Source organism: Streptomyces phaeofaciens, from assembly GCF_014648915.1.
GTDB lineage: Bacteria > Actinomycetota > Actinomycetes > Streptomycetales > Streptomycetaceae > Streptomyces > Streptomyces phaeofaciens.
Window position 1 is genome coordinate 55,651 of the sequence record NZ_BMSA01000010.1, and the last position, 21,927, is coordinate 77,577.

A 21,927-nucleotide genomic window follows, 5' to 3' on the forward strand; every position below is an offset into this window, starting at 1 on the left:
ACGGCACTGACACCCGTGCGGGAAAAAGAGTTCGTACGACAAACAGGGACGAGCCCCGCACCTCGAAAGGTTGCGGGGCTCGTCGGGTGACTGCTGTGAGCTGTCAGGCTCAGACCGCGGCCGGGTCCTCCTCGACGAGGAGGTTGCGGGTGCGGTTCGAGTCGACCGGAATGCCGGGGCCGACCGTGGTGCTGATCGCGGCCTTCTTGATGTAGCGACCCTTGGCGGCGGACGGCTTCAGACGGAGGATCTCCTCCAGGGCCGCGCCGTAGTTCTCCACCAGCTTGGTGTCGTCGAAGGACACCTTGCCGATGATGAAGTGCAGGTTCGAGTGCTTGTCGACGCGGAACTCGATCTTGCCGCCCTTGATCTCGGTCACAGCCTTGGCGGTGTCCGGGGTGACGGTGCCCGTCTTCGGGTTCGGCATCAGGCCACGGGGACCGAGCACGCGGCCGAGGCGGCCGACCTTGCCCATGAGGTCCGGGGTGGCGACGACGGCGTCGAAGTCCAGACGGCCCTTCGCGACCTCGTCGATCAGTTCGTCGGAGCCGACGATGTCGGCGCCCGCGGCCTCCGCGGCCGCAGCACGGTCACCGGTCGCGAAGACCAGGACCCGGGCGGTCTTGCCGGTGCCGTGCGGCAGGTTCACGGTGCCACGGACCATCTGGTCGGCCTTGCGCGGGTCGACACCCAGGCGGAAGGCGACCTCGACGGTGCCGTCGTACTTGCTCGTGGAGGTCTCCTTGGCGAGACGGACGGCCTCGAGCGGGGCGTAGAGCTTGTCCCGGTCGACCTTGGCGTCCGCAGCGCGGAGAGACTTGCTGCGCTTGCTCACTACTGCTCCTGGTGATTCTGAGGAGTCGTGGTACGGGCCGAGCAGGCCCTTCCACACTTCTGCTGGTACGGGGGGTGAGGTCAGCCCTCGACGGTGACGCCCATGGAACGCGCGGTACCGGCGATGATCTTCGCGGCAGCGTCCAGGTCGTTGGCGTTGAGGTCGGGCAGCTTGGTGGTGGCGATCTCGCGGACCTGCGCCTCGGTGATCTTGGCGACCTTGGTCTTGTGCGGCTCGCCGGAGCCCTTCTCGATGCCCGCGGCCTTCAGGATCATCTTCGCGGCCGGCGGCGTCTTGGTCACGAAGGTGAAGGAGCGGTCCTCGTAGACCGTGATCTCCACCGGGATGACCCAGCCACGCTGCGACTCGGTCGCGGCGTTGTAGGCCTTGCAGAACTCCATGATGTTGACGCCGTGCTGGCCCAGCGCGGGACCGACCGGCGGAGCCGGGTTCGCCGCACCGGCGTTGATCTGGAGCTTGATAAGCCCCGTGACCTTCTTCTTCTTGGGAGGCATTGCTCTCTCCGGGTCCTAGTGAGAGTTTTCAGCCGTCCGGTCCGGATCATCCGGATGGAGGCATACCGCACAACGATAACGGGTATCCCTGCGCGGCCAAAAACCGAGCAGGTCAGACCGGCTACGAGAGCCCGTCTGACCTGTTCGGAGGCTGGGGTTCCAGAATCAGTTCTTCTGGATCTGGTCGAAGCTCAGCTCGACCGGGGTCTCGCGGCCGAAGATCTCGACGAGACCCTTGACCTTCTTCGAGTCGGCGTTGATCTCGTTGATCGTGGCCTGGAGCGTGGCGAACGGGCCGTCGGTGACGGTGACCGAGTCGCCGACCTCGAAGTCGAGCACCTGGACCTCGACCTTGCGCTGCGGCGCGGGCTTGCCCTCGGCCTCGGCGGCCTCACGGGCGGCCTTCTCCTCGGCCTCCGGGGCGAGCATCTTGACGATCTCGTCCAGGGTCAGCGGGTACGGGTCGTAGGCGTTGCCCACGAAGCCGGTGACGCCGGGGGTGTTGCGGACGACGCCCCAGGACTCGTTCGTCAGGTCCATCCGGACGAGAACGTAGCCGGGGAGCTTGTTCTGGCGGATCGTCTTGCGGTCGCCGTTCTTGATCTGGACGACCTCTTCCTGCGGCACCTCGGCCTGGAAGATGTAGTCCTCGACGTTCAGCGAGACGGCGCGCTGCTCCAGGTTGGTCTTCACCCGGTTCTCGTAACCCGCGTAGGTGTGGATCACGTACCACTCGCCGGGGAGGGTGCGCAGTTCCTCGCGCAGGGCGGTGACGGGGTCGACGGGCTCGGCCGGCTCTTCTTCCTCGGCCTCGGCCTCTTCTTCGGCCTCGACGTCGGTCTCGTCCTCGTCCTCGACGTCGGTCTCGTCCTCGGCCTCTTCGTCGGCTTCGGTCGCGTCCTCGACGTCGCCCTCGTCCTCGCCGTCCTCGACGTGGAGGGCGGCTTCCTCCGCGGGCTCGCCCGCTTCGGCGTCCGCAGCCTCGAACTCGTCCAGGTCCTCGTCAGCGCCCTCGACGATGTCGAGCTCGTCGTCGACGTCGTCGGGCTCGATGGCGTCGTTCAGGTTCTGGTCAGACACGGTGGCTGCTTCTTCCTGGATACATGGGGGTGGAACACGCGAAAGGGGCGCCGATCACCCGGCGCCCTTCGCTCTTGGCTCAGCCGAAGACGTACTTGGCGGCGTGGCTGAGTCCATAGTCAATCACGGTCACCAGGCCGATCATGATGACCACGAAGACGATCACCACGGTCGTGTACGTCGTCATCTGGCTTCGCGAGGGCCAGACGACCTTGCGGAGCTCCGCGACGATCTGGCGGTAGAAAAGGGCGAGGCGCTTCAGCGGGCCCTTCTTGGCACGCTTTCCGCCCTTGCGGCCCTTCTTCTTGGCCTCAGGCACTTCGTCCTGGGCATCAGGCGTGTCGATGGAGCCCACGGCGTCCGCCATTCGTCCTCACCTGTTCCCGGGTCGTGGCCGTGCCGCGCCCGGTCTGAGCCGCACGGCTGTGCATTGCTGTACGTACATGCGCACACATCCTGGCGATGGTGTGTGTAGCAGGGCCGGAGGGACTTGAACCCCCAACCGCTGGTTTTGGAGACCAGTGCTCTACCAATTGAGCTACGACCCTTTGTGTGTCTTCAACTTACCGCATCCGACCGGGTGCTCGGTGTGCACCGGTTGTGGCACGGCTGTTGAAGGCCAACGACGTGAGAGTGTACGTGGTCCGGGGCGCCCCGTCGAACGGAAAATGGTCTTGGACGGATTCCGTCTGGTGTTCTGCCGGTTGCCCAGTGGGTGAAACCCGTGTGCCGGGCCGGTTTCCTGTCTGAAAACATGGGCCGTATGAGCGCTGCAACCTCTCCCACCGAGCGCCGGGTCTCCGCCCGCGTCGGCGCGATCTCCGAGTCAGCCACCCTCGCCGTGGACGCCAAGGCCAAGGCCCTGAAGGCCGCCGGGCGTCCGGTGATCGGCTTCGGTGCCGGCGAGCCCGACTTCCCGACCCCGGACTACGTCGTCGCGGCCGCCGTCGCGGCCTGCCAGGACCCCAAGTACCACCGGTACACGCCGGCCGGCGGTCTGCCCGAGCTGAAGGCCGCGATCGCCGCGAAGACGCTGCGCGACTCCGGCTACGAGGTCGACCCGGCGCAGATCCTGGTCACCAACGGCGGCAAGCAGGCGATCTACAACGCCTTCGCCGCGATCCTCGACCCGGGCGACGAGGTCATCGTCCCGGCGCCCTACTGGACGACGTACCCGGAGTCGATCCGTCTCGCCGGCGGTGTGCCGGTGGAGGTCGTGGCCGACGAGACCACCGGCTACCGGGTCTCGGTCGAGCAGCTGGAGGCCGCGCGCACCGAGAACACGAAGGTCGTGCTCTTCGTCTCCCCGTCCAACCCGACCGGCGCGGTCTACAGCGCCGAGGAGGCCGAGGCGATCGGCCGCTGGGCCGTGGAGCACGGCCTGTGGGTGATGACGGACGAGATCTACGAGCACCTCGTCTACGGCGACGCGACGTTCACCTCGCTGCCGGCCATCCTGCCCGAGCTGCGCGACAAGTGCGTGGTCGTCAACGGTGTCGCCAAGACGTACGCGATGACCGGCTGGCGGGTCGGGTGGATCATCGGCCCGAAGGACGTCGTGAAGGCCGCGACGAACCTCCAGTCGCACGCCACCTCCAACGTCTCCAACGTGGCCCAGGTCGCCGCGCTGGCCGCCGTCTCGGGTGACCTGTCGGCCGTGGAGACGATGCGCGAGGCCTTCGACCGCCGCCGCAAGACGATCGTGCGGATGCTCAACGAGATCGACGGCGTGCTCTGCCCGGAGCCCGAGGGCGCCTTCTACGCGTACCCGTCGGTGAAGGGGCTGCTCGGCAAGGAGATCCGCGGCAAGCGCCCGCAGAACAGCACCGAACTGGCCGAGCTGATCCTGGACGAGGCCGAGGTCGCGGTCGTCCCGGGCGAGGCCTTCGGCACGCCGGGCTACCTGCGGCTGTCGTACGCCCTGGGTGACGAGGACCTCGTCGAGGGCGTGAGCCGGATCCAGAAGCTGCTGGCGGAGGCCAGGGACTGACGTCTCCACACGCGCGTACGGGCCGTTTCCCTCCGGGGAGGCGGCCCGTTTCTTCGTGCGAGCAAGACCACGTTCAGGGAATCGGCTACCGGGACGGCGGTGGCGTACGGCAGGATTCCTGAATGGAGCGTGTACGTGATGTCTCTGAGCTGCCGAAAGCCCATCTGCATCTGCACTTCACCGGGTCCATGCGGCCCGGGACCGTGCTGGAGCTGGCCGACAAGTACGGGGTGCGTCTGCCCGAGGCGCTGACCGACGCGCTGACCAGCGGCGAGCCACCGAGCCTGCGGGCCACGGACGAGCGGGGCTGGTTCCGCTTCCAGCGGCTCTACGACGCGGCGCGGTCCTGTCTGCGGCAGCCCGAGGACATACAGCGACTGGTGCGGGAGGCCGCGGAGGAGGACATCAGGGACGGCTCCGGATGGCTGGAGATCCAGGTCGACCCGACGTCGTACGCGCCCCGGCTGGGCGGGCTGATCCCGGCGCTGGAGATCATCCTGGACGCCGTCGAGAAGGCCTCGCGGGAGACCGGGCTCGGGATGCGGGTGCTGGTCGCGGCGAACCGTATGAAGCATCCGCTGGACGCCCGGACGCTGGCCCGGCTCGCGGTGCGGTTCGCCGACCGGGGTGTGGTCGGTTTCGGGCTGTCGAACGACGAACGGCGGGGCATGGCGCGGGACTTCGACCGGGCCTTCGCCATCGCGCGGGACGGCGGGCTGCTGTCCGCGCCGCACGGCGGTGAGCTGACGGGTCCGTCCTCCGTGCGGGACTGCCTGGACGACCTGCACGCGACCCGGGTGGGGCACGGCGTACGGGCGGCCGAGGATCCCCGGCTGCTGAGGCGGCTGGCCGAGCGCGGCGTGACCTGCGAGGTGTGCCCGGCGTCGAACGTGGCCCTCGGCGTCTACGAGAAGCACGAGGACGTACCCCTGCGCACTCTGTTCGAGGCCGGCGTGCCGATGGCGCTGGGCGCCGACGACCCGCTCCTGTTCGGTTCCCGGCTGGCCGCCCAGTACGAGATCGCCCGCCGCCACCACGGCTTCACGGACGCGGAACTGGCGGAACTGGCCCGTCAGTCGATCCGGGGATCGGCGGCGCCGGAGGACATGAGGACGAAGCTGCTGGCGGGCGTGGACGACTGGCTGGCGGCGTAGCGCGCCCCTCCCTCGCGCCGCGACCCCTAGAGCCCGGCTCCGACCATCACCGGCTCGTTGACTAGCGTGATCCCGAACGCCTCGCGGACTCCGGCCACGACCTCCCGGGCCAGCGCGAGCAGGTCCTCGGTCGTCGCCTCGCCCCGGTTGGTGAGGGCGAGGGTGTGCTTGGTGGAGATGCGCGCGGGCCCGTCGCCGTAGCCCTTGGTGAAGCCCGACTTGTCGATCAGCCAGGCCGCGGAGGTCTTGGTGCGCCCCTCGCCCGCCGGGTACGCGGGCGGCTCCACGCCGTCGCCCAGCCGCTCCCGCACGCGCGCGTGGAACACCGCGAAGTCGGCGTCGGTGAGGATCGGGTTGGTGAAGAACGAGCCGGCCGACCAGGTGTCGTGGTCCTCGGCGTCCAGCACCATGCCCTTCCCGGCGCGCAGCTTCAGCACGGTCTCCCGGGCGTCGGCGAGCGGCACGCGGTCGCCGGGCGCCACGCCCAGCGCCCGGGCCGTCTCGGCGTACTTCAGCGGCGCCGACAGGCCGTCCGCGTCCTCCAGCTCGAAGCGGACGCGCAGCACGACATACCGCTCGGGGTCGGCCTTGAAGCGGCTGTGGCGGTACGAGAAGGCGCACTCGGCGTTGGTGAGCGTGACCGTCTCGCCCGCGCGGCGGTCGTAGGCGATCACCTCGGTGATGCTGGAGGAGACCTCCTGGCCGTACGCCCCCACGTTCTGGATGGGGGTCGCGCCGGCCGAGCCGGGGATGCCGGCTAGACACTCGACACCGGCCAGCCCGGCCTCGACGGTGCGGGCGACGGCGTCGGTCCACACCTCGCCGGCGGCCAGTTCGAGCCGGGTGCCGACCTGTTCGAAGCCGCGGGTGGCGATGCGCAGGGCGGTGCCGTCGAAGCCCTTGTCGCCGATGACGAGGTTCGAACCGCCGCCGATCAGCAGCAGTGGCGTACCGGCGGCGTCGGCCTCGCGCACGGCGGCGATCACCTCGGCGTCGGTGGTCGCGGTCACCAGCCGGGTGGCGGGGCCGCCCAGCCGGAAGGTGGTCAGCGGGGCGAGCGGGGCGTCGTGAAGTTCCAGCACGCGCCCAAGCCTACGAGACCCCACCGACACCCCCGCCCCGCACGGGTCCGTACCGCGCCCCACGCGCGTGTGGGGCCCCGCCGGTGTCGGCGGGGCCCGCACGCGTGCGTGCCGTCACGTTCCCCCGCCGTGCGGGAGCTTCCCGGGGGTTCAGCGCTCGGCGCCCTCCAGCACCGGCACCGCACCGGCGTCGGTCTTCGCGTCGGTCTCCCCCGCGGTCCCGCCGGGGACGGCCCGGCGTGCCGCGGGGATCAGCAGCGCCGCCACGCCGGCCAGCGCCACCACGGCCGCGCCGGTGACCAGGGCGGGCCGCAGCCCGTCCACGAAGGCCTGGCCGGACTCGTAGCCGCCCTGGGCCGAGAAGATCGACGACATGACGGCGATGCCGAGGGCGCCGCCGACCTCGCGCAGCGCGTTGTTCGCGCCGGAGGCGATCCCCTGCTCCTGGGCGCGGACGCTGGACATCACCAGGTTGGCCGCCGGGGCGAAGTACAGGGCCATGCCGATGCCGCTGACGATCAGCCCGGGCAGCTGGACGGCGTAGGAGGCGTCGACGGTCGCGACGGCGGCCATCCAGGCGAGTCCGGCAGCCTGGAGGAAGAGCCCGGCGGCGACGACCGGCCGCCCGCCGATCCGGTCGGAGAGGATCCCGGCGATCGGCGCGACGAGCATCGGCATGCCGGTCCACGGCAGCATCCGCAGCCCCGCCTCGGTGGGCGAGTAGCCGAGGACGCCCTGCATGTACTGGCTGAGCAGGAAGATCGATCCGAACATGCCGAGGAACATCAGCAGGCTGGCCGCGTTGATGCCGGCGAAGGCCCGCGAGCGGAACAGCCGCATCGGCAGCATGGGGTTGGCCGCGCGCATGCCGTACAGCACGAAGGCGACGAGGAGCACGCTTCCCGCGAACAGCCCGGTCAGCACCAGCGTGCTGGTCCAGCCGTCGGCCGGCCCGCGCACCAGGCCGTAGACGATCCCGAAGAGCCCGCCGCTGGCGAGCAGGGTGCCGGGTATGTCGAGGGGCGCGCCGGTGCCGTACGACTCGGCGAGCCGCAGCCGGGCGAGCGGCAGCAGCGCGAGGCCCAGCGGAACGTTCAGCCAGAAGATCCAGTGCCAGGACACATGTTCGGTGAGGCTGCCGCCGATGAGCGGCCCGGAGGCCACCGCGAGCCCGTTGACGGCCCCCCAGATCCCGTACGCCATCCCGCGCTTGGCGGCGGGCACGGCGGCCGTGAGCAGGGTGAGCGTCAGCGGCATCATGATCGCCGCGCCGACGCCCTGCACCGCGCGGGCGGCGATCAGGGAGTCGATGCCGGGCGCCATGGCCGCCGCGGCGGAGGCGCCGGTGAAGACGGTGAGCCCGACGAGGAACATCCGCCGCCGGCCGAACCGGTCGCCGAGCGCCGCGCCGAACATCAGCAGGACGGCGAAGGTGAGGGTGTAGGCGCTCACGGTCCATTCGAGGTCACCCAGCCCACCGCCGAGGTCCTCGCGGATGGACGGCAGGGCGGTGGTGACGACGAGATTGTCGAGTGCCGCCATGAATCCGGCGACGCCGGTGATGACGAGGGCCCAGACGGTTCCCCCGCGCGTGGTGGTCCGTGGGCTCTGCTGTGCCGTTTCCTGTGACATCTCTCCCCCAGAGAGATCGATGGTTAGTTATGGATGACTAACTTTTGCGGGCATGAAGGGACACCGACAGCCGGCATACCGCCCCACCCCGCGCCCCGCGCCTACTTCTCCAGTCGGCCCGTGGCCCGGGCCGAGGGGTAGATCCCCTCCCACACCCGGTGCCCGGGTGGGAACCCCATGGCCACCAGACAGTTGATGAGCATGCCGTAGGCCATGAACGTCGTCGTCTCGTCGACGTCCGCGCCGAGCGGCACGTGGACGGTGTCCCACAGCCGCATCCACCCGGCCCGCACGGCGTCGCCGAACTCGTGGTCCCCCTCCGCCTCGGCGGCGGCCACGGCGAGATACGTCTGCATCTGCATCATCAGCCGCTCGGGCCGCTCCGCGATGACCTTGGCGTACGCGTTTCCCATGGCATGGACGGCCTCTTCGCCCTCCAGCCCTTCGGCAGCCTCCTCGAACATACGGATGAAATCGTCCATACAGCGCTCGGAGACCGCCAGAAAGATCGCCTTCTTGCCGGGGAAGAGCCTGAAGAGATACGGCTGCGAGACGCCCACCCGCCGGGCGATCGCCTCGGTCGACGTGCCGTGATACCCACCCCGGGCGAACTCGGTGGTCGCCGCCCGGACGACGCTCTCACGCCGCTCCTCCGCACTCATCCTGGTCATGGAAGTAAGTTAGTACTCAATCACTAACTACGTCAAGGCGTGGGGTTGGGTGTTGCGTGGGGTGGGGGTGGCGTTGCCTGGGGTGGGGGGGGTGTCGGGTTCGGCGTGGGGTGGGAGCCGGGTCCGGCTCGGCATGGCGTCGCGTCCGGGGTGGTGTCGCGTGGCCGGCTTGGTGTCCCGTGGTGTGGCGTAGCGCCGTATCCAGGAACGACGTACCCACCTCGCCCGTTGTCACGGACAGGGGGCCCGACACGCGTAAGGGGCGCCCCGCAATGGAGAACGCCCCTTACCGACAGCTGTCCGCCCGGCAGTGATCCACCGCCCGTTCAGAGTCGGCCGACCCAGGCGGGTCGGCTCCGGCGAGCGGGCCGCCTCACGCCGCCCGCCTGGAGCGAGACCGACTCAGGCCAGCCGCACAACCGCCCGGGACATGCCGAGCACCTTCTGGCCGCCGCTGGTGACCGTCAGGTCGACCCGGACGGTGTTGTCGTCGAGCTTGGCCCCGACCTTGGCGGTGACCTCGATCACGGCGCCCTGGTCGTCGTTGGGGACGACGACGGGCTTGGTGAAGCGGACGCCGTAGTCGACGACCGCGCCCGGGTCGCCGGTCCAGTCGGTGACCACGCGGATCGCCTCGGCCATGGTGAACATGCCGTGCGCGATGACGTCCGGCAGGCCCACCTCCTTGGCGAACTTCTCGTTCCAGTGGATGGGGTTGAAGTCCCCGGAGGCGCCCGCGTACTGCACGAGCGTGGCGCGGGTCACCGGGAAGGTCTGCGCCGGCAGCTCCGTGCCGATCTCGACATCGGCGTAAGCGATCCTGGCCGTCATCGGTGTCTCACGCCTCCTCGGCCGCGCGGGCCACGAGCTTGGTCCAGGCGGTCACGACGTGCTCGCCGGCCTCGTCGTGCACCTCGCCCCGGATGTCCAGGATGTCGTTGCCGGCCATCGACTTGATGTTCTCGATGGTCGAGGTCACGGTGAGCCGGTCACCGGCGCGCACCGGGCGCTTGTAGGCGAACTTCTGGTCGCCGTGCACCACCCGGCTGTAGTCGAGGCCCAGCTGGGGGTCCTGGACGACCTGCCCCGCGGCCTTGAACGTGATCGAGAACACGAAGGTCGGCGGGGCGATCACATCGGCGTACCCGAGCGCCTTGGCGGCCTCCGGGTCGGTGTACACGGGGTTGCTGTCCCCCACGGCCTCCGCGAACTCACGGATCTTCTCCCGACCCACCTCGTAGGGGTCGGTGGGCGGGTAGCTCCGCCCCACGAAGGACTGGTCGAGCGCCATGGCCCCGACACCTCCTGGTTGCTGTACTGACCGGTACGGGTCGCTCAACGACGCGAGGCCGCCCCCGATCACTCGGGGACGGCCTCGTGTACGAGCCTGATTTATCGCGTTTCGCGGTGCGCGGTGTGCGCGTTGCAACGCGGGCAGTGCTTCTTCATCTCCAGTCGGTCCGGGTTGTTACGCCGGTTCTTCTTGGTGATGTAGTTCCGCTCCTTGCACTCCACGCAGGCCAGCGTGATCTTCGGGCGGACGTCGGTGGCAGCCACAGGAGTGCTCCTTGACGAACGGATGGGACGATTAACGCATAGAAGAGTAGCCGATCGAAGGACCGACCCCACAATCGGCTACTGTCTGTAGCGGTGACCGGACTTGAACCGGTGACACAGCGATTATGAGCCGCTTGCTCTACCGACTGAGCTACACCGCTTTGATGCGATCGGGCCCCGTCTTGCGACGGGGACCTCTCACACCAGAGCCCCAATACGGAATCGAACCGTAGACCTTCTCCTTACCATGGAGACGCTCTGCCGACTGAGCTATTGGGGCGAGCGATGAAGACATTACACGGTCCGCAGCCGTTCACCCAAATCCGTTTCCGGGGCCCCTGCGCGGCCGCCGGGACGGCCGTTTCCCCGGGTTCCCGCCACCCCCGCGAGCCCCTCCCGACCGCCGGGCCACACCGGTACGACTATTGCGCTCCTCCCCGACAGCGCGAATCCCCCGGCCTAGGCTCGACTCACTCTGTGTGATCTTGCGTCCCCCCGCGCAGTGCCCGATCCTCCTGGAGCGCGATGCCCGACAGCCAGCCGCAGCCGTCCCCCTGGTCGTCCTCGTCCGGCGTCCCCGGAGGCACGCCGGACCCGGCCGCCCTGCTGCTGTGCGGGGCCCGTCTGACGGACGGCCGGACCGTGGACGTACGGCTCGGCCACGGTCGTATCGAGGCGGTCGGCACAGCCGGCAGTCTGGCCCCCGGGACCGCCCCCGGCCCCGCCCGCTCCGGCGGCACCCGCGTCGACCTCGGCGGCTACCTCCTGCTCCCCGCCCCCGCCGAGCCCCACGCCCACGCCGACACCGCCCTGTCGGCCGACACCGACGGCCCCGTCTCGTACGCCCCGCAGGACGTCCAGCGCCGTGCCACCGAGGCCGCGCTGCTGCAACTCGGCCACGGCGCGACCGCGTTGCGCGCCCATGTGCGGGTGGGTGACGTCCAGGGCCTCGGCGCGCTGACCGCCGTCCTGCGGGCCCGGCGCTCGCTGCACGGGCTCGCGGAGCTGTCGGCGGTGGCGGTGCCCCGGCTGCTCACCGGGGTGGCCGGGGCGGACGGGCTCGCGATCCTGCGGGACGCGCTGAAGATGGGCGCCTCGGTGGTGGGCGGCTGCCCGGACCTGGACCCCGATCCCACGGGATACGTGGAGGCCGTGCTCGAGGTCGCCGCCGAGCACGGCTGCCCCGTCGACCTGCACACCGACGCCGCCGACCCGGCCCGTCTCGCACGGCTCGCCGCCATGGCCGGCGGCCTGCGCCCCGGTGTCACCCTCGGCCCCTGCGGCGGCCTCGACCGCCTCCCCGCCGAGGTCGCCACCCGCACCGCCGACCAGCTGGCCGCCGCCGGTGTCACCGTGGTGTGCCTGCCCCAGGGCGGCTGCGGGGGCGTGGAGGAGCGCGACACGGCGCCCGTACGACTGCTGCGCGCGGCCGGTGTCCGGGTCGCGGCCGGCAGCGGCGCGCTGCGGGACGTCTCCAACCCGGTCGGCCGCGGTGATCCCCTGGAGGCCGCCTACCTGCTCGCCTCCCGCCACGGCCTGCGCCCCGAGGACGCCTACGACGCCGTGAGCGCGTCCGCGCGGGCGGTGCTGGCGCTGCCCGAGGTCCGGGTCGAGGCGGGCTTCCCGGCCGACCTGCTGGCGGTCCGCGGCGACCGGCTCTCCGCCGCGCTCTCCCTGGCGTACAGCCGCATCGTGATCCACCGGGGGCGCGTGGTGGCACGGACGAGCGCGGTGCGCGAGTACTGCAACTCGGCGGCGGCCGCGGAGTTGGGCCTGCCCCGGCAGGGGCGGGGCGAGTTGTCGTAGGAGTGACGCGGCGGGGGTCGCGGGGCGGACGGGGACGCCCGGGCGTACGGTCGGAAGCATGCGCATTGTCATCGCTGGTGGTCATGGTCAGATCGCGCTGCTGCTGGAACGTCGGCTCGCCGCGCGCGGGGACGAGGTGGCGGGCATCATCCGCAAGGCCGAACAGGCCGACGACCTGCGGGCGGCGGGAGCCGAACCGGTCGTCCTGGACCTGGAGTCGGCGTCGGTCGAGGCGGTCGCCGAGCGGCTGCGGGGCGCGGACGCCGCCGTGTTCGCGGCGGGCGCCGGCCCGGGCAGCGGTACGGCCCGCAAGGACACCGTCGACAAGGGCGCGGCCGTGCTGTTCGCGGACGCGGCGGTCCGGGCGGGCGTACGGCGGTTCCTGGTGGTGTCGTCGCTGGGCGCGAACGCCAGGCACGAGGGCCGCGAGGTCTTCGACGTCTATCTGCGCGCCAAGGGCGAGGCGGACGTCCATGTGCAGCGCCAGGACGCCCTCGACTGGACGATCCTGCGTCCCGGCGCGCTCACCGACGATCCCGGGACGGGCCTGGTCCGTCTGGAGGCGCACACGGGCCGTGGCCCGGTCTCGCGCGAGGACGTGGCCGCGGTCCTGCTGGAGCTCCTGGACTCCCCGGCGACGGCCGGCCTGACCCTCGAACTGGTGGGCGGCCCGGTGCCGGTGTCGGTGGCGGTGAAGTCGGTGGCGGGCAACTGAGCACGCGCGGCCTGGAGTCCGCCTAGAACAGGGGCAGCTGACCGGGGAACTCCGCCACCACGTACCCGTCCAACGAGGGCTGGACGGCTCCCAGTTGCGCCGTCCGCCGCGAGCCGGGGCAGGAGATCAGCTCCCGGCCCTCCCGCGCCCCGGGAGGGTCGTGCCGGGCGTACCGTCCGGCGACGACGGCGATCTCGCGACGGCACTCGGGGCAGGTTCCGCGACGGCTGGACATGGGGCCAGTGTGCCCCAGTGGGCCACGCGGGTACCGTCGCGCGAGGCGCGCCCCGCTCGCCGCGCGGAACCGTCGTCGCATCCCTAGCATCCGAAAGGTGGCACATACCTTCGAGGAACTCGTGCAGAAGCAGCGTGCGGCCGACGAGGCACACGTGAGGGTGCTTCAACTGCGGGACGCCTACGGCGCGCCCACCGCCACCCCCTGGTCGGAGACCCAGAGCGGCACCTACGAGACCGCCTGGCGCGCCTGGCGCGACCTCGCCCGCGACGTCCAGGCAGCGGTGACGGAGTACGCCAAGGCGGAGGGCACCGCCCGCAACGACGTGGAGGCGGAAGTGAAGCGTACGGCGAAGTCCCCGGAGGGAGCGGATGAGCCGGAGGGACCAGAGGGACCGCAAGGACCGGAAGGGCCCTAGGACCCGAAGGACCGAACGACGGAAAGACCGGAGGAGCCGGCGGCCGGGGCGCGAAACCGGGCACTCAGACGTGTACGACGAAGGGCCCGTTACCTGCTTTTACAGCAGGTAACGGGCCCTTCGCTCTCAGCGTGGCGGCGCCAGGATTCGAACCTGGGAAGGCTGAGCCACACCGCCGGGATTTGCTGCCGTTCGAACCGCTTTTCGGCGGTGCTCCCTGGCAACGACGTAAACAATACCCGATGCCGAGGGGTGCTTCGCCACCTGATTGATCTGCGCCGGGAGGACCGCGGGTGGCTAGGCTTGTCCGGATGCGGCCCGGGATCACGCCGGGCTCGGCGGCCGCCCCACGTACGCCGATACGCACCCGACACGCACCCGATACAAGGAGCCACAGGACATGGCCGACTCCAGTTTCGACATCGTCTCGAAGGTCGAGCGGCAGGAGGTCGACAACGCCCTCAACCAGGCCGCCAAGGAGATCTCGCAGCGCTACGACTTCAAGGGCGTCGGCGCCTCGATCTCGTGGTCCGGTGACAAGATCCTGATGGAGGCGAACTCCGAGGACCGGGTGAACGCCGTCCTCGACGTCTTCCAGTCGAAGCTGATCAAGCGCGGGATCTCGCTGAAGGCCCTGGAGGCGGGCGAGCCCCAGCTCTCCGGCAAGGAGTACAAGCTCTTCGCGGAGATCAAGGAGGGCATCTCCCAGGACAACGCGAAGAAGGTCGCGAAGCTCATCCGCGACGAGGGCCCCAAGGGCGTGAAGGCCCAGGTGCAGGGCGAAGAACTGCGCGTCAGCTCCAAGAGCCGTGACGACCTCCAGGCCGTCATCGCCCTGCTGAAGGGCCAGGACTTCGACTTCGCGCTGCAGTTCGTGAACTACCGGTAGTCGCTCCCAGGCCGCGCACTCCCGGTGGCGAAGAAGGGTGGGTACCCGGGCCGGAAGCCCGACGGTGCCCACCCTTCTCGTGCGCCCGGCCGTGACCGGGTGCGCGAGGCACGCGAGGCGCTCCAGCGGCAGCGTCCGGCGCCCCGACGCCCCCTCCCGCGCGTCAGTCGCGTGAGTTGCCGAAGAGGATGCGGTAGGCGATCAGCAGCACGAGCGAGCCGCCGATCGCGGCCGCCCAGGTGGCGCCGTCGTAGAAGTCCTTGGTGATGGGGTGGTCCAGCCAGCGGGCCGAGATCCAGCCGCCGACGAAAGCGCCCGCGACGCCGATGAGGGTTGTTCCGATGAAGCCGCCCGGGTCGCGCCCGGGCAGCAGGACCTTGGCGATGACTCCGGCCAACAGCCCCAGGATGATCCAGCTGATGATGCCCATGTCCTGAACCTGCCCTTCCGTGCTGTGCCCTCACTGTCCAGGCACTGTGATCTTGCTCGCTCCGGGCGAGCAGTACCCGCTCCGCACCCGCCGTCGCCCGCGTCCTGCCTCGCCCGCGGGTTCGTGCCGTGTTGACGTGCACGACGTCACGGCGGCACCTGGTGGTTCCCCCGGTCAGTAGGGTGCGGCGCATGACGCAGCCCGGATCCTCCGCCCAGCTTCGACGGACTCTGAGGCTCGGCGACGCCGTGGTCATCGGGCTCGGCTCGATGATCGGGGCGGGTGTCTTCGCCGCTCTGGCTCCCGCCGCGGCAGCCGCCGGTTCCGGGCTGCTGCTCGGACTCGCCCTCGCCGCACTGGTCGCGTATTGCAACGCCATGTCGTCGGCGCGACTCGCCGCCCGCTATCCCGCCTCGGGCGGTACCTACGTGTACGGGCGGGAGCGGCTGGGGGCGTTCTGGGGGTACCTGGCGGGGTGGTCGTTCGTGGTCGGCAAGACGGCCTCCTGCGCGGCGATGGCACTGACGGTCGGGGCGTACGTCTGGCCGGAGCAGGCGCACGCGGTGGCGGTCGCGGCCGTGGTGGCGCTGACCGCGGTGAACTACGGCGGCATCCAGAAGTCGGCCTGGCTGACCCGGGTGATCGTGGCGGTGGTCCTGGCGGTCCTCGCTTCCGTGGTCGTGGTGTGTCTGGGGTCCGGGGCGTCCGACGCGGGACGCCTGGACGTCGGGGCCTCCGGAGGCGTCGGCGGGATGCTCCAGGCCGCCGGTCTGCTGTTCTTCGCGTTCGCCGGGTACGCGCGCATCGCGACCCTCGGCGAGGAGGTACGCGATCCCGCGCGCACCATCCCCCGGGCGATCCCCCTGGCTCTGGGCATCACGCTGGCCGTGTACGTGTGTGTGGCGGTCGCCGTCCTTTCCGTGCTGGGGGCGGGGGCTCTGGGGCGGGCTGCCGCGCCGCTGGCGGACGCGGTGCGGGCGGCGGGGGTGCCGGGGCTGGTTCCGGTGGTACGGGCCGGCGCCGCCGTGGCCGCGCTGGGGTCGCTGCTCGCCCTCATCCTGGGGGTCTCGCGCACGACGCTGGCCATGGCCCGGGACCGCCATCTGCCTGGGGCGCTGGCGGCCGTGCATCCGCGCTTCCAGGTGCCGCACCGGGCCGAACTGGCCGTGGGCGCGGTGGTCGCGGTCCTCGCCGCCACGGTGGATGTGCGGGGTGCGATCGGCTTCTCCTCCTTCGGTGTGCTGGCGTACTACGCGGTGGCCAACGCCTCCGCCTGGACCCTGGATCCGGCCCCGACGGCCCGCCTGCTGCCGGCGGTGGGCCTGGTGGGGTGTGTGGTGCTGGCGTTCGCGCTGCCGGTGACGTCGGTGGTCGTGGGGGCGGGTGTGCTGGTGGTGGGTGTGCTCGCGTACGGGGTACGGCGGTGGGCGGGCAGCGGTCGGTAGCGCGTCGTATTCAGCGGCGCGTCGTACCCGGTGGCGCAGCGTATCCGGTGGCGCCTGGTCCGCGGTGGCGCGCGGTCCGCGGTGGCGCCTGGCCCCTGCGGCCGGCGGGGCAGCTGGGTGCCGAGGCCGAGGCGCACGGGGTGCGGGCGGGCGTACTGCCTGTGGCAGGCGGCAGTCGGGGCGCGCCGGTGCCGGTTCGCAGTGCCGGTTCGCGGTGCCGATTCGCGGTGCCGGTTCGGCTAAGCCGGCGTCTCTTCCGCCGCCGCGCGTATCCGGAACTCCGTCCACGGGGCCATTTCGAGCCCCTCGTCCGCGACGTCGTACCAGGCCGTGCCGTCGAGCCAGGCGTGCAGCCAGTCCGTGAGGCTGGGGGCGTCGACGAACCAGGCGTGGTCGGGGTCGCCGGGGTTCGGTTCGAAGAACAGGACGGTCGCCTGCGGAGAACGGCAGTCCACGCACGCGTACATCCCGCAGCCCCAGTGGGATATCGGCAGGACGCCCTCGGGCCAGGGCCAGTCGGGGTCCTCCCGGCCGCTCTTGCGGTTGGCGAGGTACTGGGTGACGGCGGCGGGTTCACCGGCGGGCGGGCTGTCGAGCAGGGGCAGCAGGCCGTACTCCGGGCCGAATCCGCCGTCCCCTGTCCGCAGGTAGAGGTCGGCGAGGAGCGAAGGCAGGCGGAAGCCGAGGGCGGCCTCGGCGCGGGCCAAGGTGGCCGTGTCCACGGGGTCGGGAAGCGAAGTCCAGCCCCAGGGCAGGGTGGTGGCCGCCTTGGCCGCCACCCTTGCCAGCAACTGCTCGTTCTCGGTCATGCGTTCATGGTGCACGCCGCCACTGACAATCGGCCCGGCCTGTGGACAACCGGTCGATTGTGGAGAACGCGGGAACTCCTGCGGGGGAATCGCGGCCCGGATCGGTCCGTCAGCGACCGGCGAACGGCTCGTCGGTGGACACGATTTCGCGGCCCAGCGGGAACAGCGAGACCGGGATCAGCTTGAAGTTCGCGATGCCGAACGGGATACCGATGATGGTGATGCACAGCAGGAGGCCGGTGACGATGTGGCCGATGGCCAGCCACCAGCCGGCCAGCACCAGCCAGAGCACGTTGCCGAGGCAGGAGGCCGCGCCGGCGTCCCGGCGCTCGACCGTGGTGTAGCCGAAGGGCCACAGGGCGTAGAGGCCGATCCGGAATGCCGCGATGCCGAACGGGATGCCGATGATCGTGATGCACAACAGCACGCCTGCGAGGAGGTAGCCGAGGAACAGCCAGAAGCCGCTCAGAACGAGCCAGATGACGTTCAGAATGGTCTTCACCGGGAGCCACCTGCCATTTTCTCGAGCCGGGCGATGCGTTCCGCCATCGGCGGGTGTGTGGAGAACATCTTGGAGAATCCCTGGCCGGGGCGGAAGGGGTTCGCGATCATCATGTGGCTCGCGGTCTCGATACGGGGCTCGGGAGGCAGCGGGAGCTGCTTGGTGCCCGCTTCCAGCTTACGCAGCGCGCTGGCGAGGGCGAGGGGGTCGCCGGTGAGCTGTGCGCCGGAGGCGTCCGCCTCGTACTCGCGGGAGCGGCTGATGGCGAGCTGGATGAGGGAGGCCGCGAGGGGGCCCAGGATCATGATCAGGAGCAGGCCCAGGAGGCCGGGACCGTCGTCGTCGTCGGAGCGGCCGATCGGGATCAGCCAGGCGAAGTTGACCAGGAACATGATCACGGAGGCGAGGGCGCCGGCGACCGAGGAGATGAGGATGTCCCGGTTGTAGACGTGACTGAGTTCGTGGCCGATGACGCCGCGCAGTTCGCGCTCGTCGAGGATGCGCAGGATGCCGTCCGTGCAGCACACGGCCGCGTTGCGCGCGTTGCGGCCGGTCGCGAAGGCGTTGGGTGCCTCGGTCGGGGAGATGTACAGGCGGGGCATGGGCTGGCGGGCCTGGTTGGAGAGTTCGCGGACCATTCGGTAGAGGGCCGGGGCCTCGAACTCGCTGACCGGGCGGGCCCGCATCGCGCGCAGTGCCAGTTTGTCGCTGTTCCAGTACGCGTACGCGTTGGTGCCGAGCGCGATCACGACCGCGACGACGAGCCCCGCACGGCCGAAGAAGCTGCCGATGACGATGATGAGTGCGGACAGTCCCCCGAGGAGTACTGCGGTCCTGAGCCCGTTGTGCCGGCGGTGCACGGTACGCCCTCCAAGTCGTGCAGCAGGGGAACCCTTTGCTTGCGGATCTTGCGCTGTTCTCCGGTGGCCCTGGTGTCGTGCTGTCACGTCCAGTGGACCCTCCCGTACTGGTCAACGCCAGGCGGAAGCCTCTAGTTCCCTTGTGCATGCGGGCACGGGTGTGGGCCGTCCGGGTGACGGCGGGGGCGTACGCGCGCGTGCGGGCTCAGAAGAGGCCGGTGTCGGCGAAGCGCAGGACCAGTTGGGGTGCTCCGGAAAGGGCGATGCCGACGACCGCGGTGAGAGTGATCGCGACGGTGAGGGGAGCGGGGATCCGGTGTTCCACGGGTTCGCCCTCGGGGGCGCGGAACAGCAGGGTCGTCCACTGGAGGTAGTAGTAGAGCGCGATCACCACGTTGACGGCCATGACGACCGCCAGCCAGCCAAGGCCCGCGTCGACGGCCGCCGAGAAGACGGTGACCTTGGCGAAGAGGCCGATGACGCCCGGCGGCAGTCCGGCGAGGCAGAGCAGGAAGAAGGCCAGAAGGAGCGCGGAGAGGGGGTTCCTGGCGTAGAGGCCCCGGTAGTCGGTGAGACGGTTCCGGGGGCTCGTACGGCCCACCAGAGCGGCGACCGCGAAGGCGCCCAGGTTCACGGCGGCGTACATGAGGGCGTACGCGACGGTGGAGCCGACGGCGTGTTCGGCGTCGTCGGAGTACGCGGCGGCGGCGATCGGTACGAGGAGGTATCCGGCCTGGCCGACCGAGGACCAGGCGAGCAGGCGGACGGCGCTGTACGCGCGCGTGGCCTGCTGGCGGAGGGCGCCGACGTTGCCGACGGTCATGGTGAGGGCGGCCAGTGCCGCCAGGGCGGGGCCCCAGACGTCGGCGTAGGACGGCAGGGCGACGACCGTGACGAGGATGAGGCCGGAGAAGCCGACCGCCTTGCCGACGACCGACAGGTAGGCGGCGACGGGCAGCGGGGCGCCGATGTAGGTGTCGGGGACCCAGAAGTGGAAGGGCACGGCGGCGGTCTTGAAGGCGAAGCCGACCAGGGTGAGGACCACGCCGGTCTGGGCGAGTGTGTCGAAGCGGCCGTCGACGTGCTGGATGCGGTCGGCGATCCGGGTGAGGTACAGGGTGCCGGTGGTCGCGTAGACGAAGCTGATGCCCATCAGGCTGACGGCGGTCGCGGTGACGGACGACAGGAAGAACTTCAGGGCCGCTTCGGAGGACCTGCGGTCGCCGTGCCGGATGCCGACGAGGGCGAAGGCGGGCAGCGAGGCGACCTCCAGGGCGACGACGAGGGTGGCGAGGTCGCGGGAGGCGGGCAGCAGGGCGGCGCCGGCGGCGGAGGACAGCAGCAGGAACCAGAACTCCCCTTCGGGGAGTCTTCCGCGCGCGTCCTTCAGCGCGGTGACCGACAGGAGGGCCGCGAGCAGCGCTCCCCCCAGAACCAGGAACTGGATGACGAGGGTGAAGCGGTCGGCCGTGTAGCTGCACGCGCTCGGGTCGCCGGTCAGGCAGAACGTGGAGCGGTCGCCGTCCAGGAGGGGCAGCAGCAGGGCTGCGGAGGCGGCGAGTCCGGCCACGGACAGCCAGCCGAGGAACGGCTTGCGCGCCTCGCTCACGAACAGGTCGGCGACGAGGACGACCAGGGCGACGACGGCCGCGAGGGTCGGCGGGGCGATCGCGAGCCAGTCGACGGACTGGACCAGCGACTCGGCGACGGGCTGGGCCGGGGAGCTCATCGGGTGCCTCCTGCGAGGAGCTGCTGCACGGCCGGGTCGGTCAGGCCGAGGAGGGCCTTGGGCCACAGGCCGGCGGCGACGGTGAGGGCGACGAGCGGGGTCCAGGCCGCGAACTCGTACGTCTGGACGTCGGCGAGCTTGGGGGCGTCCTGGGGGAGGGTGCCCATGCAGACGCGGCGGACCACGACGAGCAGGTAGGCGGCCGTCAGGAGGGTGCCGAACGCGGCGATCGCCGTGAAGGTGAGGAAGGCGGGGCGGCTGAGGTCGGCGGCGGGGTCGAAGGCGCCGAACATCGCGAGCATCTCGCCCCAGAAGCCGGCCAGGCCGGGCAGTCCGAGCGAGGCGACGGCCGCGAAGGCGAGCAGGCCGCCGAGGCGCGGGGCCTTGCCGTAGAGGGCGGCGCCGGTCTGTTCGGCGAGGGCGTCGAGGTCGGTGGTGCCCGTGCGGTCCTTCAGCGCTCCGACCAGGAAGAAGAGGAGGCCGGTGATGAGGCCGTGGGCGATGTTGGCGAACAGGGCGCCGTTGACGCCGGTCGGGGTGGTGGAGGCGATACCGAGCAGGACGAAGCCCATGTGGCCGACGGAGGAGTAGGCGATCAGGCGCTTGAGGTCGCCCTTCGCGCCCTGCTTGGCGAGGGCCAGGCAGGCCAGGGATCCGTAGATGATCCCGACGACGGCGAAGGCGGCGAGGTAGGGCGCGAAGGTGTGGAAGCCGTCGGGGGCGATCGGAAGCAGGATGCGGACGAACCCGTACGTACCCATCTTGAGCAGGACGCCGGCCAGCAGGACCGAGCCGACGGTCGGGGCAGCGGTGTGGGCGTCGGGCAGCCAGCTGTGCAGGGGCCACATCGGGGTCTTGACCGCGAGTCCGAGCCCGATCGACAGAACGGCGATGACCTGCACGGATGTGGTCAGCGACCGGCCGTTGTCAGTGGCGAGTGCCACCATGTCGAAAGTGCCCGCGTCGATTCCGATCAGGAGCAGGCCGAGCAGCATGACCACGGATCCGAGCAGCGTGAAGAGGATGAACTTCATCGCCGCCGGGCTCCTGCCCTCGCCGCCCCAGCGGGCGATGAGGAAGTACATCGGGATCAGGACCATCTCGAAGGCGAGGAAGAACAGCAGCAGGTCGAGGACGGCGAAGGTGGCGAGGGTGCCGGACTCGAGGACGAGCACGAGTGCGACGAAGGCCTTCGGGGTCGGGCCCGCGGGCATCTTGAAGTAGGAGTAGAGCGCGCAGAGGAAGGTCAGCAGCGCAGTCAGGAGCAGCAGGGGGAGGGAGATGCCGTCGATGCCGAGGTGGATGCGCACGTCGAGTGCGGGGATCCAGCTGATGTCCGTGCCGGCCTGCATCTTCGACGGATGGTCGTGGTCGAAGCCGAGCGCGAGGACGATCGCGGCGACGAGGACGACTCCGGTGACCGTGACGCCGTGGCGGAGCACGGCCTGCTCGGGTGACTTCCCCTTCAGCCCGGGCGGGGCGGGCAGCAGAGCGGCGGCGGCGCCGAGGAGCGGGCCGACGACGACGAACGCCAGAAGGAACTGCATCACGGACTCGTTGATATCGATCACGC

At 70.6% G+C, this 21,927-nt stretch carries 24 protein-coding genes and 3 tRNA genes; 7 read left to right on the plus strand and 20 right to left on the minus strand.

The genetic code is table 11. The features are described 5' to 3' along the window. Window positions 1–109 precede the first annotated feature (109 nt). From rplA to IE275_RS18260, 5 genes are all read right to left on the minus strand, one after another. Window positions 110–835, minus strand: a complete 726-nt coding sequence (gene rplA, locus IE275_RS18240) for a 50S ribosomal protein L1 (RefSeq protein WP_189712375.1) — start codon at window positions 833–835, stop codon at window positions 110–112. An 80-nt stretch (window positions 836–915) separates the two neighbouring features. Then, window positions 916–1,350, minus strand: coding sequence for a 50S ribosomal protein L11 (gene rplK / locus IE275_RS18245; protein WP_189712376.1), 435 nt, complete (start codon window positions 1,348–1,350; stop codon window positions 916–918). A gap of 165 nt (window positions 1,351–1,515) precedes the next feature. Then, complete coding sequence (gene nusG / locus IE275_RS18250; protein ID WP_189712377.1) at window positions 1,516–2,430, minus strand: transcription termination/antitermination protein NusG; 915 nt, start codon at window positions 2,428–2,430, stop codon at window positions 1,516–1,518. 79 nt (window positions 2,431–2,509) lie between these two features. Beyond that, complete coding sequence (gene secE, locus IE275_RS18255; RefSeq protein ID WP_189712378.1) at window positions 2,510–2,797, minus strand: preprotein translocase subunit SecE; 288 nt, start codon at window positions 2,795–2,797, stop codon at window positions 2,510–2,512. 108 nt (window positions 2,798–2,905) lie between these two features. Then, window positions 2,906–2,978 (minus strand) — tRNA-Trp (locus IE275_RS18260). Between the two features lie 215 nt (window positions 2,979–3,193). Here IE275_RS18260 and IE275_RS18265 point away from each other — a divergent pair. Both IE275_RS18265 and IE275_RS18270 read left to right on the plus strand, forming a co-directional pair. Further along, window positions 3,194–4,420, plus strand: coding sequence for a pyridoxal phosphate-dependent aminotransferase (locus tag IE275_RS18265; protein ID WP_189712379.1), 1,227 nt, complete (start codon window positions 3,194–3,196; stop codon window positions 4,418–4,420). A 122-nt stretch (window positions 4,421–4,542) separates the two neighbouring features. Next, complete coding sequence (locus IE275_RS18270; RefSeq protein ID WP_189712380.1) at window positions 4,543–5,574, plus strand: adenosine deaminase; 1,032 nt, start codon at window positions 4,543–4,545, stop codon at window positions 5,572–5,574. A gap of 26 nt (window positions 5,575–5,600) precedes the next feature. On the opposite strand, the gene IE275_RS18275 is transcribed toward IE275_RS18270, so the two are convergent. From IE275_RS18275 to IE275_RS18310, 8 genes are all read right to left on the minus strand, one after another. Further along, a complete protein-coding gene (locus IE275_RS18275) occupies window positions 5,601–6,656 on the minus strand; it encodes a UDP-N-acetylmuramate dehydrogenase (protein ID WP_189712381.1) in 1,056 nt (351 codons plus the stop codon). A gap of 150 nt (window positions 6,657–6,806) precedes the next feature. Continuing rightward, window positions 6,807–8,288, minus strand: a complete 1,482-nt coding sequence (locus IE275_RS18280) for a DHA2 family efflux MFS transporter permease subunit (RefSeq protein ID WP_189712382.1) — start codon at window positions 8,286–8,288, stop codon at window positions 6,807–6,809. A 101-nt stretch (window positions 8,289–8,389) separates the two neighbouring features. After that, window positions 8,390–8,959: a TetR/AcrR family transcriptional regulator gene (locus IE275_RS18285; RefSeq protein WP_189712383.1), complete on the minus strand. Its 570-nt coding sequence runs from the start codon at window positions 8,957–8,959 to the stop codon at window positions 8,390–8,392. Between the two features lie 402 nt (window positions 8,960–9,361). Then, the gene (locus IE275_RS18290; protein WP_189712384.1) at window positions 9,362–9,790 is read right to left on the minus strand and encodes a MaoC family dehydratase; all 429 of its coding nucleotides are present in this window, start codon (window positions 9,788–9,790) and stop codon (window positions 9,362–9,364) included. A 7-nt stretch (window positions 9,791–9,797) separates the two neighbouring features. Further along, window positions 9,798–10,250, minus strand: coding sequence for a MaoC family dehydratase N-terminal domain-containing protein (locus IE275_RS18295; RefSeq protein ID WP_030788359.1), 453 nt, complete (start codon window positions 10,248–10,250; stop codon window positions 9,798–9,800). Window positions 10,251–10,351: 101 nt separating this feature from the next. After that, complete coding sequence (gene rpmG / locus IE275_RS18300) at window positions 10,352–10,516, minus strand: 50S ribosomal protein L33 (protein WP_003948671.1); 165 nt, start codon at window positions 10,514–10,516, stop codon at window positions 10,352–10,354. Between the two features lie 88 nt (window positions 10,517–10,604). Continuing rightward, window positions 10,605–10,677: transfer RNA gene (locus IE275_RS18305), tRNA-Met, on the minus strand. A 46-nt stretch (window positions 10,678–10,723) separates the two neighbouring features. Then, window positions 10,724–10,796 (minus strand) — tRNA-Thr (locus tag IE275_RS18310). Between the two features lie 245 nt (window positions 10,797–11,041). Here IE275_RS18310 and IE275_RS18315 point away from each other — a divergent pair. Both IE275_RS18315 and IE275_RS18320 read left to right on the plus strand, forming a co-directional pair. Then, entirely contained in the window at window positions 11,042–12,322 is a 1,281-nt protein-coding gene (locus IE275_RS18315; RefSeq protein WP_189712385.1) for an amidohydrolase family protein, read from the plus strand. A gap of 58 nt (window positions 12,323–12,380) precedes the next feature. Continuing rightward, entirely contained in the window at window positions 12,381–13,037 is a 657-nt protein-coding gene (locus tag IE275_RS18320; RefSeq protein WP_189712386.1) for an SDR family oxidoreductase, read from the plus strand. Between the two features lie 22 nt (window positions 13,038–13,059). On the opposite strand, the gene IE275_RS18325 is transcribed toward IE275_RS18320, so the two are convergent. Then, a complete protein-coding gene (locus IE275_RS18325; protein ID WP_189712387.1) occupies window positions 13,060–13,272 on the minus strand; it encodes a hypothetical protein in 213 nt (70 codons plus the stop codon). A gap of 97 nt (window positions 13,273–13,369) precedes the next feature. Between IE275_RS18325 and IE275_RS18330 the strand changes: the two genes are divergently transcribed. Together IE275_RS18330 and IE275_RS18335 are read left to right on the plus strand one after the other, a co-directional pair. Beyond that, the gene (locus tag IE275_RS18330; RefSeq protein WP_189712388.1) at window positions 13,370–13,690 is read left to right on the plus strand and encodes a hypothetical protein; all 321 of its coding nucleotides are present in this window, start codon (window positions 13,370–13,372) and stop codon (window positions 13,688–13,690) included. A 400-nt stretch (window positions 13,691–14,090) separates the two neighbouring features. After that, window positions 14,091–14,579, plus strand: a complete 489-nt coding sequence (locus tag IE275_RS18335) for a YajQ family cyclic di-GMP-binding protein (RefSeq protein ID WP_189712389.1) — start codon at window positions 14,091–14,093, stop codon at window positions 14,577–14,579. Between the two features lie 163 nt (window positions 14,580–14,742). Here IE275_RS18335 and IE275_RS18340 read toward each other — a convergent pair whose 3' ends face one another. Continuing rightward, window positions 14,743–15,009: a GlsB/YeaQ/YmgE family stress response membrane protein gene (locus tag IE275_RS18340; protein ID WP_189712390.1), complete on the minus strand. Its 267-nt coding sequence runs from the start codon at window positions 15,007–15,009 to the stop codon at window positions 14,743–14,745. 191 nt (window positions 15,010–15,200) lie between these two features. Here IE275_RS18340 and IE275_RS18345 point away from each other — a divergent pair, with 191 nt between their 5' ends. After that, entirely contained in the window at window positions 15,201–16,454 is a 1,254-nt protein-coding gene (locus tag IE275_RS18345) for an APC family permease (RefSeq protein ID WP_189712391.1), read from the plus strand. A 239-nt stretch (window positions 16,455–16,693) separates the two neighbouring features. Here the strand turns inward: IE275_RS18345 and IE275_RS18350 are convergent, their stop codons facing one another. The 5 genes from IE275_RS18350 to IE275_RS18370 all read right to left on the minus strand — a co-directional run bounded on the left by IE275_RS18350 (window position 16,694) and on the right by IE275_RS18370 (window position 21,925). Continuing rightward, window positions 16,694–17,263, minus strand: a complete 570-nt coding sequence (locus tag IE275_RS18350) for an SMI1/KNR4 family protein (protein WP_189712392.1) — start codon at window positions 17,261–17,263, stop codon at window positions 16,694–16,696. A 109-nt stretch (window positions 17,264–17,372) separates the two neighbouring features. Continuing rightward, window positions 17,373–17,765, minus strand: coding sequence for a YccF domain-containing protein (locus IE275_RS18355; protein WP_189712393.1), 393 nt, complete (start codon window positions 17,763–17,765; stop codon window positions 17,373–17,375). Continuing rightward, window positions 17,762–18,625 (minus strand): zinc metalloprotease HtpX, encoded by an 864-nt coding sequence (gene htpX / locus IE275_RS18360; protein ID WP_189712394.1) that lies wholly within the window; start codon window positions 18,623–18,625, stop codon window positions 17,762–17,764. Before htpX ends, IE275_RS18355 begins: the two co-directional genes overlap by 4 nt. A 205-nt stretch (window positions 18,626–18,830) precedes the next feature. Continuing rightward, on the minus strand, window positions 18,831–20,354 hold the full coding sequence (locus IE275_RS18365; RefSeq protein ID WP_189712395.1) for an NADH-quinone oxidoreductase subunit N: 1,524 nt from the start codon (window positions 20,352–20,354) through the stop codon (window positions 18,831–18,833). Continuing rightward, window positions 20,351–21,925 (minus strand): complex I subunit 4 family protein, encoded by a 1,575-nt coding sequence (locus IE275_RS18370; RefSeq protein ID WP_189712396.1) that lies wholly within the window; start codon window positions 21,923–21,925, stop codon window positions 20,351–20,353. The genes IE275_RS18365 and IE275_RS18370 overlap by 4 nt, the downstream gene beginning before the upstream one ends. Between the last annotated feature and the right edge of the window lie 2 nt (window positions 21,926–21,927).